Source organism: Desulfoplanes sp. PS50, from assembly GCF_053851535.1.
In genome coordinates this window covers 73,197-92,701 of record NZ_JBSPZA010000001.1, presented here as the reverse complement: position 1 = coordinate 92,701, position 19,505 = coordinate 73,197, and the positions used below count along the sequence as shown (strand labels likewise).

Sequence of the window (19,505 nt, the reverse complement as noted above, 5' to 3'; positions counted from 1 at the left end):
ATCTTTTACCTCCAACTATATGCAAACCATAGCGATTACAGCACCACCTTCCAAATCCCTGTCGCATCGCGCCCTTATCTGCGCTGCCCTGGCACCGTCCCTCTCAAGACTCACCAATATTCTGGAAAGCGACGACCTGAGCCGGACCCGGGAATGTCTCACCGCCCTGGGGGCGGGCTTTCATTCCTCCGCCCAAGGGCTGACCGTCCAGGGAATAACCAGCCGGGACCTTGGAAATGCCCTTGTCGATCTTTTTGTGGGCGAATCCGGAACCACATGCAGGCTTGTCACCGGGGTCATTGCCGCCTTGTGCGGCCGGTTTCATATCCATGGCGCCGGGCGGATGCATGATCGGCCCATGACAGCGCTTGTAGCGGCACTTTCCCGATTCGGGCTCACCTTTGAGTTTGAGGAGCAAGAGGGCTTTCTGCCCCTGATAGCCCATTCTCCCGGCACCTTGGCCAGCCGCGTGTCCATCGATATTTCCGAAAGCAGTCAGTTTCTCTCCGCCCTGCTTCTCGCCGCTCCCTTTGCCCCCGAAACCGTGACCATCTCCCTTGAAGGCAGTAAAATCGTCTCCTGGCCGTACGTGGCCCTGACCCTTCAGGCCATGGACGACTTCGGGGTCACGGTTGACGTTCAAACGCGGATCAATGGCCCGTGGGAGTCCGTGGATTGGCGATCCCTGCATGCTGTCTCCCCGGATTCGATCCGATTCCGGATCAAACCCCAGACATATACCGCTCGTTCCTACCAGGTCGAAGGGGATTGGAGCAATGCCTCCTATTTTCTGGCGGCAGGGGCCGTTGGTTCCTCACCCGTGTGTGTCAGCGGAATTCGTGCTGACTCCATGCAGGGCGACCGGGCCGTTCTGGACATCCTCACGACCATGGGGGCCTCATCCATGTGGGATGCACAGGGATGTACGGTGTTTCCGTCGTCTCTGACGGGTACTCGCCTGGATATGTCCTTTTGCCCGGATATCGTTCCCACTGTGGCCACGGCTGCCTGCTTTGCCTCCGGCCCAACGGAAATCCGGGGGGTGGCCCATTTGCGGTTCAAGGAGAGTGACCGCCTCGAGGCCGTTGCCTCTCAGCTCCGACGGGCCGGACAGGATGTGCAAGTCCTTGACGACGGACTGATCGTTCATCCCCAACCCATGCAACCAGACACCAAGATATCCCTCTCTTCCTTTGGAGATCATCGCATGGCCATGAGTCTGAGTCTTCTTGGGTGCGGCGGCGTCCAACCTGTTTTTGACGATCCCGCATGCGTCTCCAAATCCTTTCCCCGATTCTGGGATCTATGGTCCCGGATTCCCACGAACACCGTATAAGTCGTGACGGTGTCTTTTTCGAGCACACAACATGATCGGGCTATCAATGATAAAATGGATACAATCGTATCTTTTGGCCCATCAAACCGCTTCATACACAGGTTGAATGATGATTTCTCCATTTTTGCAACGAGTCGCCATCATGGGCTCACGCGGAAGCATGGGCGGTTTTTTCATGGACCGCTTTCTGTCTCTTGGCATCGATGTCTACGGCTTTGATCTGCCCATGGATATCAACCTGCTCTCGCGGGTTATACCCACCGTGGATCTTGTTCTAATCGCGGTGCCCATTCCGGCAATGGATCGCTGTCTTGGGGCCATTTCCAGTCTGTTGCAACCAACGACCATCCTGGCGGATCTCTGCTCCGTGAAGACATTGCCTGTGGACAAGATGCTTCACGCCTTCCCCGGTCCGGTCATCGGAACCCATCCTCTTTTTGGTCCCCAGCCCGTAAACGGGGACCTTCGCGTGGCCATCTGCCCGGCGCGGCATCCCGAGGCCGCCGAGCGGCTGGAAGAGGTCTTTTCCATGTGCGGTTTGACCACGTTCAGGACCGATCCCGCTGAGCACGACAAGGCCATGGCCTTCATTCAGGGGCTCAACTACGTTGGGACCTTGGCCTACTTCTGCGCCCAGGACCATGATGACAGACTGCAACAATTTGTTACCCCGTCCTTTGTCAGACGGATGGATGCCGCCAGAAAAATGGTTGTCGAGGATGGTCCTCTTTTCGAGGCCATCTGCGACAACAATCCCTTCATGGCCTCGGCTATCCGCAGATATCTCAAGGTTCTCGGACTCGCTGCTGCCGGTGATTACGATCTCCTTCAGGACAGGGCCCTTCAGTGGTTGCAACAAAACTGATTGGTTCTCGTGACCTGATAGCCCCGTTTGGGATTCTTTGAATGTCTCCCGAGCAGGGCATCGTTCATCAAACCACGATATCCCCGGTGGTTGGATGAGAACAATCACCCATTGGTGGTTGCAATAATCTGCTGGCCTTTATCTACAAATTTGTCTATTTTGTCTTCTTTATTGTTTACCACCATCTTTGGTACCGACTCACCCACGATCTTTGCGTGAGATAGTGAGGTCGACGCCCGATCTGATCACTTTCTTTGCCAGGAGAAATCACCATGGAAGAGTATCCCATTTTCAATTGCAAGACCTCGGACGACGTTATCAAGGCGGTCCAGGATTACCGCATCTCCTTTGTCCAATTCTGGTTCGTGGATGTTCTTGGCACCTTGAAGAGTTTTCAGGTCACCCCCAGTGAATTGGAAACCGCCTTTGAAGAAGGCATGGGATTTGACGGTTCGTCCATCGAAGGATTCTGCCGCATCCATGAGAGCGACATGATCGCCTACCCTGACGCCTCATCCTTTCAGATTGTTTCCTGGCGTCCCACGGAACGCCCTGTTGCCCGGATGTTCTGCGACATTATCAAGCCCGATGGCGCTCCCTATGAGGGGGACAGCCGCTACGCGTTGAAACGGATGCTCGCACGGGCGGCCGAGAGGGGCTACACCATGTATGTGGGGCCAGAATTGGAATTTTTCATCTTTGAAAATGACCGCAACCCGTCCTACACCGACCTGGGCGGCTACTTTGACGCACCCCCCCTGGATCTGGGGAATGATATCCGCAGGGACATCATTTTCTCTCTCAAACGCATGGGCATCAAGGTGGAATACTCCCATCACGAAGTCGCCCCCAGTCAGCACGAGATCGATCTACGCTATGACGAGGCATTGAAGATGGCGGACACGGCCATCACCTACAAGGTCATTGTCAAGGAAGTCGCTCGCAAACACGGATGCTATGCCACCTTCATGCCCAAACCCGTATACGGGGTGAACGGATCCGGCATGCATGTCCATCAGTCCCTGTTCAAGAACGGGCGGAACATGTTTTTCGATGCCCATGACAAGGACGGATACAATTTGAGCCCAGAAGGGAAATCCTATATTGCCGGGCTGTTGAAACATGCCAAGGAATTGACCGCCATTTGCAACCAATGGGTCAACTCCTACAAGCGTCTCGTTCCCGGCTATGAAGCCCCTGTCTACATTGCCTGGGCCAGGCGGAATCGGTCATCCCTGGTACGGGTTCCCATGTACAAACCCGGTAAGGAGGCTGCCACGCGTATCGAACTCCGTTCCCCGGATCCGGCCTGCAATTCCTACCTCGCCTATGCCGCCATGCTCGCGGCCGGCCTCAGGGGAATCGATGAAGGCTATGTGCTCGAGGCCCCGGTCGAAGAGGATATCTTCCGGATGGACGATGCTGAACGCCGGGAAAAGGGGATCGACAACCTGCCCGGGAGTCTTATCGAGGCGGTGCACTACCTTGAAAAAAGCTCCATTATCCGCGACGCCCTGGGTGACCATATTTTCAAAAAATTCATCGACAACAAAAAGGTTGAGTGGGACGACTATCGGACCCAGATTACGGACTACGAAATCAAGAGGTATTTTCCACTGCTGTAACATTGAATGTCTTTTGGATTCCCCCCGGGCCCGGAGGTTCTTTCTCCGGGCCCTTGCTTTCTTGACCCAGACAAACTTTCGTGCTTGTAACCGCTACACAGACAGAACCATCGTGACTATCGCCAGGAGCTATCATGAATATATTGGTCACCGGCGCAGCCGGGTTTATAGGATTCCATCTCTGCAAACGTTTTCTCCAGGACGGCCACACGGTCACGGGCATCGACAACCTGAATACGTACTACTCGGTCGACCTGAAGAAGGATCGTCTGGCCCTGCTCAAGGATCATGAAGGCTTCACCTTCATCAAACTCGATCTGGCCGACAGGACAGGGATGCAGGAGCTTTTTGCCGCAAAGGGATTCACCCATGTGATCAATCTGGCCGCCCAGGCAGGGGTCCGTTACAGCATCAAGAACCCCTTATCCTATGTTGACAGCAATCTGCTCGGATTTGCCAACGTTCTCGAGGGATGTCGTCATACCAAGGTCGAGCACCTGGTTTTCGCCTCTTCCAGCTCGGTCTACGGGCTTAATACCTCCATGCCCTTTTCAGTCCACGACAATGTCGACCACCCCATCAGTCTGTACGCTGCCAGCAAAAAGTCCAACGAGCTCATGGCCCATAGTTACAGCTATCTCTATGATCTGCCCTGCACGGGTCTTCGTTTTTTCACCGTCTACGGACCATGGGGTCGTCCGGACATGGCTCTGTTTCTGTTCACCAAGGCGATTCTGGAACACAAGCCCATGCAGGTCTTCAATCATGGCAGGATGAAGCGGGACTTCACCTATATTGATGATATCATCGAGGGGGTTGTCCGGATCACGGCCAAGACACCGACTCCCAATCCCTCCTGGGATCCGGCGCACCCTGACCCGGGATCAGCTCCCACACCCTACAAGATCTACAACATCGGCAACAACAACACCGTGGAACTCGGTCGGTTCATCGAGGTTATCGAGGACCATCTCGGTCGAAAAGGGATCAAGGAGATGCTCCCCATGCAGCCCGGCGATGTTCAGGCAACGTACGCCAATGTGGATGATCTCATGCGCGATGTCGGGTTCAAGCCGCAAACCACCATTGAAGAGGGGATCGGCAAATTCATCGAGTGGTACACTGATTACTATGGTCTCGATTGAAAATTATCGATGTTTCTTCATGGCAGCGGGGCATCCCGCTGCCATTTTTTTTCGTTGACACTTCTTCGGGGGTCCCCGTATAACCCGTGACGAATGAACGTCATGTACATGTTTCACGTGAAACAAACGTCGACAAGCAAGCGAGGCAAGTGTGGCTCGAACTATTGTGGTGGCCAATCAGAAGGGAGGTGTGGGCAAGACGACAACAACCGTCAACCTGGCAGCATCTCTTGCGGTGATGGAAAAGAAGGTATTGATTGTGGATTGCGATCCCCAGGCCAATGCCTCGAGCGGGTTGGGGATCGACGTAGGCGAGAAAAGGGATAACCTGTACACAGCCATGTTCGACGAAAATCGGCTTGACAAGGCGATCTGCACGACCGACCTCCCGTATCTCCATCTTATTCCGTCCACACATGATCTTGTTGGAGCCGACCTGGAACTGGTCGACAAAACCAGGCGGGAATTCTTCGTGGCCAACATGATAGACAGGTTGGACGAAACGTATGAGTATATTTTTCTGGATTGTCCACCTTCACTCGGGCTGGTAACGGTCAATGCATTGTGCGCCGGCAGGGAACTGCTCATCCCGTTGCAATGCGAATACTATGCCCTGGAGGGAATCGCTCAGCTCGTGCAAACCTATGAGGCCGTCAAAAAAAGACTGAACCGAAATCTCGAAATCATGGGGGTTGTCCTGACCATGTTCGACAAACGGAACAGGCTTTCCTATCAGGTGGAGCGGGAGGTGAGAACCTATTTTCCGGACAAGACATTCAGGACGAAAATTCCCAGAAATGTCAGGCTTTCCGAGGCACCGAGCCACGGAAAGCCCGCCATTACCTACGACATCAGGTCAACCGGAACCCAGGCCTATATAGCCCTGGCCCGAGAGGTTCTGGGTAGAAAATAGGGCAGCTACTTCTTTTCGCAAAACGGGATGCAGGAGCAGGTGATCTTGTCCTTGAAGTGCTGTTTGGAGACCCGGGCCTTGCAGGACTGACATTCAAAACACGTCAACCCACCGATGTTGGCCGCCTTGAGACGGAACTTGCGGGGGTCGTCTGCCATCCAATCCTCTGTGGTATTGCCACACAATTCACAGGTGACATCCATATCGACCTCGTAGGCAAAGTCCCAAAAATCCAGAAGGCGATTCCAATCGTCCAGGGGCTCGGGAAGGGGTGTCTGGGTCGTTTCCAGATACCGGTCGATAATCGGTTCAACTTCCTTATGGATGGCCGCCCAGAGATCGGGAGAGATAAAAATGCCGAACATACTGCCCTGTTTGTCATAAAGCGCTGTAATATCTTTTTTTTTGCTCATCATAGCGTACTCCATCGATATGTAGAGGATCGTCGTCAAAAAACGCCCAGGGAACGATCGCCTTACCGGGGTGTCCCGGGGCACCAGCTCCCAGGTATTATGTTCCGAGGCGTGCATAGGTGCAGAAAAAGGCTGTCCGTAGTGGAATCAGGGTTATAACCATGGTGTATGAAAAAGCAAGGTAAGGATATGAGTGTCAAAAACAGAGGACTCGGCAAGGGGTTGGATCTGTTACTCAAGGGAAGCGCTGAAGATGAGCGGGTCGATCGAGCGGAAATTCGGGAAATCCCCCTGAAGGACATCTTTCCCAATCCTTCCCAACCCAGGCAGGAATTTCTTGAAGATGCATTGGATGATCTGGCCCGATCGATCCAGAGCCAGGGAGTACTCCAGCCCATCCTGGTTCGTCCCCGCCCCAAAGAGCGATCCGGATACGAAATCGTAGCCGGAGAACGCAGATGGCGCGCCACCCAGCGAACGGATCTGACAGCCATCCCTGCACTGGTCAGGGATATCGATGACCAGGAAACCCTGGCTATCGCCCTGATCGAAAACCTGCAGCGCGAAGACCTCAACCCCATTGAAGAGGCGGCCGGGTTGCAGCGCATCAAGGAAGAACTCGGTCTCAGCCAGGAAGAGCTCGCTCAGCGGGTCGGCAAAAGTCGATCCGCTGTAGCCAACAGCATGCGATTGCTCCACCTTCCTGAATCGATCAAAAAAGATCTGGGGGGCAAGGTTATCTCATCAGGGCATGCACGGGCCTATTTGGCACTTGACAGTCAGGAGATCCAGAAAACAATCCACGCCCGGGTGGTGGGCAAACACCTCAATGTCCGACAAACAGAAACCCTGATTCGTCAAATCAATGAACAGCAGGGTGAAAAGAAGCAACCATCTGCTCGCGAAGCACGTGAGACCAAAGAATTTTGCAAACAGTGCAAAGGATCGCTTGAAAAGGTACTTGGCAAGCGAAAAGGACTGGCATTACGGGTCAGCGGTGGACCGAAACAGGGGGCGATCACCCTTTCCTACACCACGGCCGAAGAGCGGGAACGGATCATGCGAATCATGGAGCAGGGAGCAGGACAGCTCGAGGACAGGGGGTAGATGACCATGGCACAGGTGAGCAAGACCGATGTGCTCGAGGGACTGCACCGTCTTGAAGGGCGACCCGTTCTGATAGTTGGAGACTGCATGCTCGATCACTACCAATGGGGACGGGTGAACCGGATTTCGCCGGAGGCCCCTGTGCCCGTGGTTCAGGTGGAGCAGGAAACCTGGAAGCTCGGTGGAGCAGGAAATGTTGCCCGGAACATCAGGGCCCTGGGAGGGGATCCGTATCTGGTTTCCCTTGTTGGTGATGATCCCGCCGGGAAAAAAATCGCCGAAATGCTGGACCAGGATCATATTCGCCACAACCTGGTCACCTCGCTGCGTCCCACGACCATCAAAACGAGAATCATAGCCGCCAACCAGCAGATGCTTCGGGTGGATCAGGAAAAAAAGGGGGAGATGTCCCCGGCAACTCACGCTCGATTCAACGCGGTTCTCGACTCCCTGAAATCAGAATATGATGTAGCGGTGATCTCCGATTACGGCAAAGGGGTCATCTCCAGGGATGTTCTGAACGTGATGCGAACCGGTCCGCATCCGAAAAAGGTGCTTGTTGATCCAAAAATAGAAAATTATCCGTTGTATACCGATCATTATCTCATGACCCCCAACTCCAGAGAGGCGGGAGAGAGCGCACATGGACCCATGGGAACGATCCCGGAGATTCGCAGGGTGGGGGAACAAATCGTACGGGACAAGAGACTGGAGCATCTCCTCATCACTCTGGGTAGCCGGGGAATGGTCCTTTTTGGAAATCAGGATCCACCGCTGCATATCCCGACCGTGGCCCAGGATGTCTTTGACGTGACCGGAGCGGGGGACACGGTCATCGCGGTCCTTGCCCTCTGCTTGAGCGGGGGAGTGGATCTTCTGACCAGCTGCGTCATTGCCAATTGCGCGGCCGGGTTCGTGGTCGGTCAGATTGGTACGGCTGCGGTCAGACGCAAGGACCTGGAAACAAGCCTGGAAACCATCGGACTGCCAGAAATAAGCACGTGGTCATGAGGAGCTGAGCCAGAAAAAAACTGACTCGATCCTGATTGAGGCATTGAGAATCAATTTTTCTTGAGCACGTGATTCATCATCTTCTGCAATTTGCCCATGTCTTCGAGAAACATGTCCTCAAGATGATTCAATCGGTTGCTGATCCGGTCGATATCCGGGGAGGATCCCTCGGAAAGCGGTTGGTCCCGAAGCGACTTGATGAGGGCATGGTGATCCTTGTAACCCCGATACAATGTGCACAGGGCCTTCCGGTACTGCGCCGAGGTCTTTTCAAGTTCCTCACCCCGCGACTTTTCCGCTTCAAGTTCATCCTGCATCCGGGAGAGGGTGGCTGACGTCTGGTTGTCACGCTCCATCAAGGCATCGATTTTTTTGCTCTGGTCGCTGACGATATCCAGAAACTGGAACAATTTTTCTTGAAGAACGGCATTGTCGGTCCTGACCAGGGCCTGGCTCGCCGACATGGCCGAACCATCGACATCGATGGTTCTGGGGAGTTCTTTCTTGAGGATGTTTTCAACGTCATCCTTTTTATGACCATCTGCATAGAGCTGTGAGATTCTGGTCAGGATGTGGCCGGCATCCGGGGCATACAACGTCATCCGTCCAACTTTGCGATGGGGAAGATAATCGGAAAAAAGCTTTGCATACCGGCGGGCTGTTGGTTCCGGGATCTGTAGGCGTCGGGCCATGGCGGTCAGACTGAGCCAATCGTTCATGGTATCCTCGAAATAGGGTAGTGAACATACAATCACATGGTAAAAAGAAAAAGTAACTATTCAGAACTAGCCCAAAAGAGGCAGGTCGTGTTTGATCGTCATCCCGGAGTTGATCCGGGGTCTTGTTCGACAAACATCACCCGAGGCCCTGGAGATCCCGGCCTGGGCCGGGATGACGTGCTGACGACATCCGGTTCAACCCTGCTGAATAGAAACAAAACTCAACACGAAAAAACGTGGCTGGATCAATGGCAATGCTCGTCATGTAGAAACGCTATTCGAAATCAGTGATTATCTGAGATTTTGTATGACTGTCAACGCAGGGATTGATACAAACGCATTGGCGACGAGCAACGCGACGGATCGTGACACAACCACAATGGATCCATGACCGAGAAAATCAGGGCCTGAATCCTCCCCGCCATAGAATCCCATCGTCATCCCTGTCACCCATGCGCGGGATTTCGCTGATCTGAAAAACCGTGTACACATCGGGTTCGTCACCAGCACGACGCGCAAAGGTCGAACGGGAACTGAAAACATAGCCCAGCACATCCTTGGCGGTCGGTTCGGTGGTTCCGGAAAGGGGACGAAGCAACGCCTTGAGTACGGGATGCTCGAGGCGGTCCCTGTCTGTGATGATGGCGACCATCTTCTTGACGTCTGAGGCATCGTGTACGAGATTCCACCCCTCACCGAGACCGCGATTTTCAGGAATCAGGGTATAGGGTGAATCCTTGGGGACGAACAGCAGCCCGGAAGGATTGAAGGGCCTGGCGGAAAAATAGGTTGCATAGGAGTCCAGATCCTCCAGAATGTTCGAAAGAGAGAGTTCGATTCCCACTCGTGACGGATGAACAAGGGGTGGCGTGGATAAGGATGCGCATCCGGATGATCCGAAAACGACGCTCATGATCACAAGAAAATACAGACAAAAACTTCGTTGAAAAATCACGGGACCTCCCGGGCTGGAGGTTTGCATACATATTCACAAGTTGAAGAAACAAAAGAAGCCACTGACGGCTTGACGGGTATACAAGGTATAATCCTATCCAGAAACATTGGCAATAACCAGGTACCTGATTGACCGGGCTGATCTGTTCTCAGGGTACGGGAGGCGCTCGAAAGCAAACACATTTTCCCTGAACCGCTGACAGCATGTACCTGATCGGAGATTATCAGAACCCACAGCAAACAAGGGGTCCGACCATGAACTCCCACCTCGTTGAAAAAGTCATCCAGGCCGCTCGAGAAGCGGGCACCATGATCAAAAAAGACTGGGCCGGCCCAAAGAAAGTGACCCACAAGGGACGGATCGACCTGGTCACGCAGACCGATGTGATGGTCGAAAAGATGCTTGTTGACCGATTGGCAACGATCATCCCCGGTTCAACATTCTGGTCCGAAGAAATCCATGCGGATTCGGGGCTGCACAAATCCACATGGATCATCGATCCCATTGACGGCACGACCAATTTTGTTCACCAACTCCCCTTTGTGGCCACCTCGATCGCCCTGTGGAATGACGGCGAACCGGTTCTCGGAGTGATCAATCTTCCCGTCATGGGGGAAGTGTTCCATGCCGTCAAAGGGCAGGGGGCCTATTGCAACGGAGAACGCATTCATGTTTCACAGGCCGGTGATTTGGGAAGCTGCGTGGTGGCCACAGGATTTCCCTATACCATCGCCAAAGAGATCGATCCTGTTATAAGCAGCCTGAAAAGGGTACTTTTGACAACCCAGGGGGTGCGGAGAGCCGGGGCGGCAGCGGTTGATCTGGCCTATACCGCCTGCGGACGCGTGGACGGATTTTATGAAATCGGCCTCAAGCCCTGGGATACGGCGGCAGGCATCCTGCTTGTCACCGAGGCAGGGGGAAGAATTTCCCGATTTGATCCCGATTCCCCGTACAGTCTCGGAGACCGGGATATCCTGGCGAGTAACGGTAGCATTCACCATGCATTAGGGGCATGTATCACTGGTGCATAACCTGATGCGGCCAAGCCGCAGTTTTAAGTTTTAAGTTTTAAGTTCAAGCGGTTAGAAATTTTCTTTTTTTTATGGCAGACTTTCACGAGTAAGGTACTAAAAAACGCAAAAAAATGTTGACGATTATCGGAATATTCATTGCCGGAATAACTTTGGGATTTGTCCTGCGAGGTCAGCAGGGCCTGTTGCAGCTTGGGGCACGCCTCTCGGATGTGGCCCTGTATGCGCTGTTGTTGCTTCTCGGCCTTTCTCTGGGAGTCGATGAGCAACTCATGGCCAACCTGCCCCATCTGGGAGTCAATGGCCTCATACTGGCCCTTGCAGCACTTGTCACGAGCATAGGGTGCACGTTTCTCCTTGCCAAACTCTGGACAGACCGAAAATGAAAGATACGTGCATCCTGCTCGGCTTTTTCATGGCCGGAATCATAATGGGGCTGTACGATCTTATCCCCGAGGAATATTTGACACCTTCCCTGGAGATGGGGACCCTGTACGCACTCATATTTCTCGTGGGAATGGGCATGGGAAGTGACGGTAAATTTTTGCGCAATATTCTCAAGGTGGGAAAAAAGGATCTGATCGTCCCCATTTCAGTGACCGTGGGCTCCATTGCGGGTGGGGCGGCCATCTCTCTTGTGCTGATGGACATCGACATGACCGAGGGGGCTGCCGTGGGTGCGGGATTTGGCTATTACAGCCTGTCGAGCGTCCTCATTTCCCAGCTTCGGGGGGATGAACTGGGGACTATCGCCCTGGTGGCCAACATCACCAGGGAGGTGATCACCATCCTGGCGGCTCCCATCATGGTCCGTCTGGTTGGCCCCCTGGGACCCATTGCCAGTGGAGGGGCCACGACCATGGACACAACCCTGCCTGTCATTGTCAAATATTCCGGAAAAGACTATGCCATGGCCTCCGTGATCAACGGGATCGTATTGACCTGCCTGGTCCCTGTCCTGGTCCCGTTCATTCTGGACATCAGTCTGCCCTTCTGAACAAAGGATGACGACCGATTCGATTCGTCAAGATGACGAATCATCAACCATTGAACTCATGTTCGATTGTGAGATACAACGCTGCAACAGGAGACTGAAAAATGATATTTGTGGTCAGTAAATGCGTGGATTGCCCCTTTCACCAGGTCGTGGACGGAATAAGAAAGTGCAAGGTAGCTTCCGTGGTCTATCAGCACATTCCCGCCGAGGAAAAAAAACGGCCTGAATGGTGCCCCCTGCGTAAAGAGCAGATGATCGTCAGGGACAAGAAACTGTAATCGAAAATCACGACGCACCGGCGAACCGCAACGGTTTGCGCATAAAGGCGATGTTCCCGATCGGTACGAACTACGATCGCGGGACGTCGCCTCTATTTTTTGAAAAGACGGAACATGGGCAAAGCAGGGGAAATGGAAAGAAACAGGCGGCCCAGATGACGATACAACGAAGCGGTATCAATGTTCGATGGGTAACGTGGTATGGGATGCTGATTAGTTGGACATGACAGAACAGAGGATGGACTCGAGATCCTCGAGGGTGAACGGCTTGCTTAAAAAATGATCGATCCCGCATTGACGGCTTTTCTCACGATGCTTGTCGCCGGCCAATCCGGTAATGGCGACAATGGGAAGCGTATTTCCCTGGTCTCGGATGGTCCTGGCAACGGTGAATCCATCCATGCCCGGCATCTGGATATCGAGCAACAAAAGATCATATTCCGTGGGCCGGGCTGCGAGTTCATCCAGAGCTTCCTGGCCATTGGAACAGATATGAAAGGAGTGTATACCCAGAAGATCAAAGGTCTCCCGGATCAATTCCTGATTCATGGGGTTGTCTTCGGCAACGAGAATGTTCAAACGATCGTACGAGGAGCCATCGACTGAATCGTGAGAAGCAGCGGATGGCTGGACATCCTCATTGTCCTGATGGGAACCATTGTCATAAGCCAGATCGAGACTGAAAGAAAAGCGACTTCCCTTGCCCGGGGTACTTTCGATTGCAATGGAACCACCTCCCAAAAGGGAGACGATCTCGCTGGCAATGGCGAGGCCAAGCCCTGTCCCGGGATATTTCCGGGCCAATCCACTGTCCACCTGGGTGAAGGGCTGAAAAATCGATGCCTGACGATCCCTGGGTATGCCGATTCCGGTATCCTCCACGGAAAACTCGATCTGAACCGTGCCCGAGGACTTCTCGAGGCACAAACACCTGGCCTGAAGCAGTACATGGCCCGAATGCGTGAATTTCAGGGCATTACCCACAAGATTGTTCAGAACCTGCTGCAGTCGCAACGGGTCGGTGACGACATGGGTGGGCAGGTCCGTGCAGACGAGGCGCATATCGATTCCCGCTGCCGATGCCGCAGGTACATGGGTCTGCTGGATGGATTCGAGAAGCCCGCACAGATGAACGCGTTCCGGTTTGATCTCAAGCCCCTTGGCCCGAATTTTTGAGACATCGAGAACATCGTTAATGATACTGAGAAGATTGTGTATGGAGAGGAGCATATTGGCCGCATACCGATCCTGCTGGGAGGTCAATCCCGATCGCTGCAGCAGCTGGGTCATTCCGAATATACCGTTGAGCGGTGTTCTGATTTCATGGCTGACCGTGGCCAGAAAGGCATCCTTCATGGTGCTCAAGGATTCGGCCTCCTCGCGGGCCTTGTGCAGATGACCGGCCATGGCCTTGAACGAATTGATCAGGGAGTGGATTTCATCCCTGGCAGGAGATGGATAGACGACTTTTCGCAGGGGCACGATGGAATCGGTCATCCGAACCTGGTGGGCGGCTCGGGAAAGGGAGATGATGGGTAGAATGATTCGCCGTTTGAGATACATGTAAAAGGCAAAACAGCCGCACGCCGTGAGCAGGGCCAGTCCGGCAAGGAGCAATGCCAGGGTGTACAAGGGCTCCTGCAACGGTTGCAGGTCGCGGAGCAGATAGAGGGTCAGGGAGTCTTCAAACAGCGAAATCCGGGATTGCGCCGAGATGACGGGGGTCGCAGTCCCGTTGATATGAACACGGATTTTCTTTGTGTCAAAAATACCCGGCTGGGAGAGATCTTCCAGGTCCAGATGAGTTGCGGCCGCAACGATCTGGTTGTCTTTGACAAGGGCAGCATATTGGTTCTGATCGTTGCCAAGGTGATCGAGAAAAAATTGGTCGGGAAAAACAAAGGCAAGAACCAGAAAACCCTGTAATACATGGTCGCGGCTATAGATGGGCCGGCGCACGAGATGGTTGAGCCGTCCTTTATGGATACAATACCGCTCGGAGGGCCCTGAAAGGGTCATGGGGCAGAAATCACTCTCACCCGAAGGATACGAGGTCTTGATAACTTCATCCGTACCGAGAATCCAGGCTGCGCGTACCGGATTGTTCCTGGAAAATCCACCAAGGGTCCTCGCTGTCTGGGACCAGAGCTCAAGCTGGAGAAGAACGCGCAGCGAGTTATCCGAGGCCATTCCCCGTGCCTGGCGACTATTGAAAAGGAGTCGGTCTTCGAGCATCTGTCGAATCAGGACAACTTCATGCTGGAGTTCCGAAATCACGGTATTTTTCTGTAGTCCGATAATATGCCAGAAAAAAAGCCCCACAAGCACGGCCAGGAGCAACAGAAAAGCCAGCCAGGCGTGGAGGAGTTTTTTGTGAATGGAAGTGGATGAGGAAAAGATCATGGGCGACTGAGCAAAGGGATTGACGTATACAATTGATCCGCAGCCATGAGCAGGGGAAGAGGGATTTCCTGGTCGAGCATGGCAGCCCGGGCGGAATTAAATACAATGGCAAAATCAGGGGCATCGACAATGGGAAGCTCTCCAGGGGCCTGACCATCGAGGATCTCCCGTGCATAGAGACCGGCAGCGTAGCCCATGGATTCGAAATTGACAGCGGCTCCCCCAAACAGACCCAAGCGGCAGAATGCGTAGTTCAACGTGAGTTCGGGAAGCCTGGAATGGACAATGGTCCAGGTAAAGATCTCATCGGTAGAAACCGATCCTGCCGAATCCTCGGGCAGGTTCAATGCTGCCGGGTACATGGCGCACACATCCGGATCCTGGTTCAACTCGTCGACGATCGTTTTATATTCGGTAAAGGTACGGGCCTGGCGGGATTCCCAGGCAACAGGGAGTTGATCCCCTGACGTCTCGAGTTCCATCTGTCGGGCTATGCCCAGACCCGTGGGCGAACTGTCGGTTATCCCGACGATTTTTCGACAATCCGGAATAACCTTCTTGGTGACCTCAAGGGACTTTCGCAAAAAAATTTTTTCATAAATTCCAGTGATATTTCCAGCGGGATGCAACCGAGAATCCATGAAGTGGTGCTGATCGTTATACCATTCAGGCGGATTGTTCAGCCCAGAGAAAACAATGGGAATCCTGTCCGTGCCTGTAAGGGAAAGAGCCACGGTTCGAAAGGCATTGTCATCGATGGTGATGATCAGATCGGGTTGCGCACGCTCTATCTCTATCAGAGCGAGATCACCACGTTGTCTGATGGCGGTTTCTCCGGTGTACAAACGTTTTGTGCGCATATAAAAATGATCGAAAACCACACGCCGATCAAAAAGAGGACGCTCCCGCAAGGCACGCTCGATACCCTGAAATTGGGGCGCCCCGCAGATATGGTTCGGCCCGTAGCTGTGGACCACGAAAATCCTGGTAGACTCGGGAGTTGGTTCCACCGAAGAGGCAGAGGAAAAAGCGGGCCGACAAAAGACAAGCGCGCACACAGACAAAAGAAAGAATCCGATAGAAAAAAAACGATCCATGAGAAGATACCTGCTCGAGAAAGGGAAGGATCGATCAGCCTTAAAAAACCTTTGGGCCGACCCATGCCAATCGGAGACATCTTGCCTGCATCGATCGTCAGAAGCAACGAAAAAGATCCTGCTCCCAACATGTTGAGAACAGGATCTTTTTGGTATTCCTATCAGATTAAAATACGCATGAACCGGCAATGCGGATATCAATATAGGTTGGATCAGCCCCGTGTTTACATCCGGCCTACAAGCGGGCCTGGGCCGTCTTCAACCTTGGTCCGGTGGACGTATTGCCAGCCACAGCAATACCCTCTTCCTGGTTCTGCCTGCGAACCATGCTGATGTACTTCTGCCGGATGGCGGCAAAATCACGATTCGTCGTGGTGCGCTCCAGGGGGGAAAGAAGGGCGGCAAGGCGCTTTTCCAGCTTATGGGGATGCTGCTCCTTCTTGATGGCCAGAATACCCTCGAGAACGATCGAGGCGTTCAGCAATTCCGCATTGGTTCGACTGCGAATACATTCCGCCACGGGCGTGCAGAAGAACTGGTTGAAAACGATCCCGTACAGGGTCGACGTCAAGGCCATGGGAATGGTCTGGAGAATGACCTGGGTATCGCCAAGGCCGGAAAGCATGCCAATGAGGCCGATGACGCTTCCTGCCACACCAAAGGATGGGGCGAATCGACCCATGCTCCGATAAATGGACTCACTCTGGATACGGCGATCTCTGAAAAAACCGGCTTCCATGGAGAGAATTTCGCTGATTTCCTGTTCAGTATATCCGTCCACAAGAAGATCCAGCCCGTTGCGCAGAAAGGCAACACCCTGTTGACCCGATGATTTTTCCAGGCTCAAAAGCCCCTGACAGCGCGACTTGACCGAGAGTTCCAAAAGAGACTGGACAATGGTGGCAGGTTCTGGAGGCGTCGAGGTATAGGAAGCTATTGCGGTTTTCACGGCCCGAACCAGATTCTCAAAGGGATGACTCAAAAAAACCGCTGCAAGTGTCCCGCAGAGAACCACGGCCAGTCCACTCAGATTCAAAAAGGCAAGCCGGTTGTCCCAAAAGGCAAACGCGAGCAAAAAAATAACCATGCATACACATGCACCCAACAGGTTCTTTCTTGTCATAATCACATTCCTTGATGGTTTCTGGTCAGAAGAATTTCAACCCGTCTGTTCTGGATCCTGTTGGCCCGAGAGGTGTTCGGTACCCGGGGATCATTGGGCCCCCGGCCGCTGACCGTGATCCGCGAGGGGGATATCTTGCCCTCATTCATGAGCCAATGAGCCACATTCATGGCCCGGGCAGTGGCCAATTCCCAATTCCCGGAAAATTGGCCGGTATGCACGGGGAATCCGTCCGTGTAGCCGATGACCTGAACATCCAGATTGGATTTTTCAATGATCGGAAGAACGTTTTTCAACGAGCTGACCGCGCCGGGTTCCAGATCCGCAGAGAGATGATCAAACAGAATGGGCCGATCCAGGGTGAAGGCAATCAATTGCGGGGACTGCATGGACTTTGCCAGAACGGTTGCTTCGTCTCCGGGACGTAACCCGATATGCTGCTCAGCCTCCACACCCGTATAGGTCTCCCGGTGGACAGGGCGCAGTTTCAAGGGGGACGAGGTCGGCTGGTCAAGTTCTTGACGGACACGCTGCTCCGACTGGTCGAGCCCTTCGCGAATTTCACGAAAAAAATCCCGCTTGGCACTGGCAAAGGCGAAGAGGACCGCAAACAGGATGAACATGGTCATCATGAGGTCCGACCAGGGGACAGCCCAGGAAGATGCATCTGAAGAATCCTCGATTCCGCGGAAATGATGCGTGGAAAACAGATGTTCTTGTGTGTGCAACAAATTGAAATAATGACGGTTCATAACCTTTCCATGATCCGGGAAATAAGGGTGTCAAAAATGGTGGTCTAGTCAGTGCTCAATGACATTAAGCAAGGACGATGCCGGATCGCGATGTACATTTTCATTTTCCATACAAAACAAGGGGTGATAAAAAAAGCGAGGCGTGATTCCGACTATTCGGAATCACGCCTCGCTGCGTTTCTACAACGCGTGGGTCAAGGAATGGAGGTCCCTTGAAAAGTGAAGACGTTCAAAAAACTGGTTTGATCGACAACCAGGGTCCATGATCGGGTAAAAAAACCCGGCAGGTACAAATGGACCCGATCACGCCCCCCAAATGGATTGGGTAGCTGTCAGGGCGGCCTGATAGACACTGGAAGGCAGACAACCCAGAACAAGAACGATACCGGCCAGGCCCAGGGCCATGATCCGCGAACCAAGGGTCGCATCCACGGTTTGGGGACCGGTTTCCTCCTTGGTATAGGCGTACCTGACCAGATTCAGATAATAGAAAATGGAAAACGCGGTATTGATGGCCCCGAGAATGACCAGCCAATCATACCCATGACCCCACAGGGAGGTGAACAGAAAGAGCTTGCCCGTAAATCCGATGGTCGGGGGCATACCCACCAGGGCAAAGGCCCCCACGGCCAATGTCAGGGCATAGGCCGGGGCGTATTTGTACATGCCAGCGAGGTCATCCAATTGCACATTCTTCCCTTCGGGAGCAATCCGGGCGATAACCCAGAAGCAGGTCAGATTCATGAACACGTAGGCCAATCCATAAAAGGCCGCAGCAGCCAGTCCGCTCTGGGTTCCGGCGACAAGGCCGATCAGGACATATCCGGCATGAGCCACGCTGGAATACCCGAGTATACGCTTGACATCTTTCTGAACCAGGGCGGCCAGATTCCCATAGGTCATGGACAGACCTGCAAGGATGGCCAGGACATCGGTCATGGCGAAACCGGGGATGACCAGATGGGTGATACGGATCAGGACAACCACGGCCCCGAGTTTGGGCAGGGTTGCCACAAAGGCGGCCGTCTCGTTGGTGGTTCCGGTGTAGACATCCGGACACCAGAAATGAAAGGGAAATACGGCCAGCTTATAGAAAAAGGAAATCAGGAACATGGTTATCCCGATCATGGCGATGGGACATTCCATGGAAATCTTGCCCGCAAGCTCCGCCATGTACGAAGTGTGGGCACAGGCCAGGGTGAAAGAGAGTCCGAACAACGAGATGGCCGTGGCTGCCGCGCCGAAAAGGATGTACTTGATGGCCGCCTCGGCTGCCATCTTGCTCCCCTTGCGCAGGGAAACGAGCGAATACAGACTGTAGGAAGAGATCTCCAGGGCGATGAACATGGTCATGAGTTCCACCGCACTTGAAAGGAGCATGAGGCCCCAGGAACTCAGGGCGAGCATGAAATAGTAATCCGTCCGCTTGAAGGCCTCGACCCCGGGCAGTTTCTTGCCATTGAACACGGTAATGCAAAATCCAATGGCTATGGCCAGTTTGAAAAACTGGGACAATCCGTCCACACGATAGGCGTCGGCGAAAAACATGCCCTGGTTACCCAATCCGGCAAAGGCGATGAGCACTCCGGCCAGGGACGCCCATGCGATCCAACCTGTTTCTTCGGTTTTCTTGCTGAATACCGAGACCAGAAACAGGGCAGTGATGAACAGGAGCTGGAAAAGCTCCGGGCCAAGGGTGACGATAAAGGAAAGCATGGGGGAGTTGGTCATT

At 53.5% G+C, this 19,505-nt stretch carries 19 protein-coding genes; 11 read left to right on the top strand and 8 right to left on the bottom strand.

The annotated features are described in order from the left end of the window. Nucleotides 1-19: 19 nt before the first annotated feature. From aroA to ACTVJH_RS00420, 5 genes are all read left to right on the top strand, one after another. Nucleotides 20-1,336 carry a 3-phosphoshikimate 1-carboxyvinyltransferase gene (aroA, locus tag ACTVJH_RS00440; protein WP_455986342.1) on the top strand — a complete coding sequence of 439 codons (1,317 nt, stop codon included), beginning with the start codon at nt 20-22 and terminating at the stop codon, nt 1,334-1,336. 142 nt (nt 1,337-1,478) lie between these two features. Then, nucleotides 1,479-2,201, top strand: a complete 723-nt coding sequence (locus tag ACTVJH_RS00435) for a prephenate dehydrogenase/arogenate dehydrogenase family protein (RefSeq protein WP_455986340.1) — start codon at nt 1,479-1,481, stop codon at nt 2,199-2,201. Between the two features lie 272 nt (nt 2,202-2,473). Next, nucleotides 2,474-3,826: a glutamine synthetase family protein gene (locus ACTVJH_RS00430; protein ID WP_455986338.1), complete on the top strand. Its 1,353-nt coding sequence runs from the start codon at nt 2,474-2,476 to the stop codon at nt 3,824-3,826. 134 nt (nt 3,827-3,960) lie between these two features. After that, a complete protein-coding gene (locus tag ACTVJH_RS00425) occupies nt 3,961-4,971 on the top strand; it encodes an NAD-dependent epimerase (protein WP_455986336.1) in 1,011 nt (336 codons plus the stop codon). A gap of 151 nt (nt 4,972-5,122) precedes the next feature. After that, nucleotides 5,123-5,884: a ParA family protein gene (locus tag ACTVJH_RS00420; protein WP_455986334.1), complete on the top strand. Its 762-nt coding sequence runs from the start codon at nt 5,123-5,125 to the stop codon at nt 5,882-5,884. Between the two features lie 5 nt (nt 5,885-5,889). On the opposite strand, the gene ACTVJH_RS00415 is transcribed toward ACTVJH_RS00420, so the two are convergent. Continuing rightward, complete coding sequence (locus tag ACTVJH_RS00415; RefSeq protein WP_455986332.1) at nt 5,890-6,300, bottom strand: hypothetical protein; 411 nt, start codon at nt 6,298-6,300, stop codon at nt 5,890-5,892. Nucleotides 6,301-6,465: 165 nt separating this feature from the next. On the opposite strand from ACTVJH_RS00415, the gene ACTVJH_RS00410 reads away from it, so the two are divergent. Together ACTVJH_RS00410 and ACTVJH_RS00405 are read left to right on the top strand one after the other, a co-directional pair. Further along, a complete protein-coding gene (locus ACTVJH_RS00410) occupies nt 6,466-7,404 on the top strand; it encodes a ParB/RepB/Spo0J family partition protein (RefSeq protein ID WP_455986330.1) in 939 nt (312 codons plus the stop codon). Next, on the top strand, nt 7,405-8,415 hold the full coding sequence (locus ACTVJH_RS00405) for a bifunctional heptose 7-phosphate kinase/heptose 1-phosphate adenyltransferase (RefSeq protein ID WP_455986328.1): 1,011 nt from the start codon (nt 7,405-7,407) through the stop codon (nt 8,413-8,415). A gap of 50 nt (nt 8,416-8,465) precedes the next feature. On the opposite strand, the gene ACTVJH_RS00400 is transcribed toward ACTVJH_RS00405, so the two are convergent. Further along, on the bottom strand, nt 8,466-9,134 hold the full coding sequence (locus tag ACTVJH_RS00400) for a hypothetical protein (protein WP_455986326.1): 669 nt from the start codon (nt 9,132-9,134) through the stop codon (nt 8,466-8,468). Nucleotides 9,135-9,534: 400 nt separating this feature from the next. Then, a complete protein-coding gene (locus ACTVJH_RS00395; protein ID WP_455986324.1) occupies nt 9,535-10,089 on the bottom strand; it encodes a hypothetical protein in 555 nt (184 codons plus the stop codon). Nucleotides 10,090-10,343: 254 nt separating this feature from the next. On the opposite strand from ACTVJH_RS00395, the gene ACTVJH_RS00390 reads away from it, so the two are divergent. From ACTVJH_RS00390 to ACTVJH_RS00375, 4 genes are all read left to right on the top strand, one after another. Continuing rightward, complete coding sequence (locus ACTVJH_RS00390; RefSeq protein WP_455986322.1) at nt 10,344-11,123, top strand: inositol monophosphatase family protein; 780 nt, start codon at nt 10,344-10,346, stop codon at nt 11,121-11,123. A 113-nt stretch (nt 11,124-11,236) separates the two neighbouring features. Further along, on the top strand, nt 11,237-11,509 hold the full coding sequence (locus ACTVJH_RS00385; protein WP_455986320.1) for a LysO family transporter: 273 nt from the start codon (nt 11,237-11,239) through the stop codon (nt 11,507-11,509). Then, on the top strand, nt 11,506-12,120 hold the full coding sequence (locus ACTVJH_RS00380) for a lysine exporter LysO family protein (protein ID WP_455986318.1): 615 nt from the start codon (nt 11,506-11,508) through the stop codon (nt 12,118-12,120). Before ACTVJH_RS00385 ends, ACTVJH_RS00380 begins: the two co-directional genes overlap by 4 nt. Before the next feature lie 101 nt (nt 12,121-12,221). Then, nucleotides 12,222-12,398: a hypothetical protein gene (locus ACTVJH_RS00375; protein WP_455986316.1), complete on the top strand. Its 177-nt coding sequence runs from the start codon at nt 12,222-12,224 to the stop codon at nt 12,396-12,398. Between the two features lie 213 nt (nt 12,399-12,611). On the opposite strand, the gene ACTVJH_RS00370 is transcribed toward ACTVJH_RS00375, so the two are convergent. From ACTVJH_RS00370 to ACTVJH_RS00350, 5 genes are all read right to left on the bottom strand, one after another. After that, nucleotides 12,612-14,801 (bottom strand): ATP-binding protein, encoded by a 2,190-nt coding sequence (locus tag ACTVJH_RS00370; RefSeq protein ID WP_455986314.1) that lies wholly within the window; start codon nt 14,799-14,801, stop codon nt 12,612-12,614. Then, on the bottom strand, nt 14,798-15,898 hold the full coding sequence (locus ACTVJH_RS00365; protein ID WP_455986312.1) for an ABC transporter substrate-binding protein: 1,101 nt from the start codon (nt 15,896-15,898) through the stop codon (nt 14,798-14,800). Before ACTVJH_RS00365 ends, ACTVJH_RS00370 begins: the two co-directional genes overlap by 4 nt. Before the next feature lie 235 nt (nt 15,899-16,133). Continuing rightward, complete coding sequence (locus tag ACTVJH_RS00360) at nt 16,134-17,021, bottom strand: motility protein A (protein WP_455986310.1); 888 nt, start codon at nt 17,019-17,021, stop codon at nt 16,134-16,136. A 2-nt stretch (nt 17,022-17,023) separates the two neighbouring features. After that, complete coding sequence (locus ACTVJH_RS00355) at nt 17,024-17,773, bottom strand: OmpA/MotB family protein (protein WP_455986308.1); 750 nt, start codon at nt 17,771-17,773, stop codon at nt 17,024-17,026. A 303-nt stretch (nt 17,774-18,076) separates the two neighbouring features. Further along, nucleotides 18,077-19,504 carry an NADH-quinone oxidoreductase subunit N gene (locus ACTVJH_RS00350; protein ID WP_455986306.1) on the bottom strand — a complete coding sequence of 476 codons (1,428 nt, stop codon included), beginning with the start codon at nt 19,502-19,504 and terminating at the stop codon, nt 18,077-18,079. Nucleotide 19,505 lies beyond the last annotated feature (1 nt).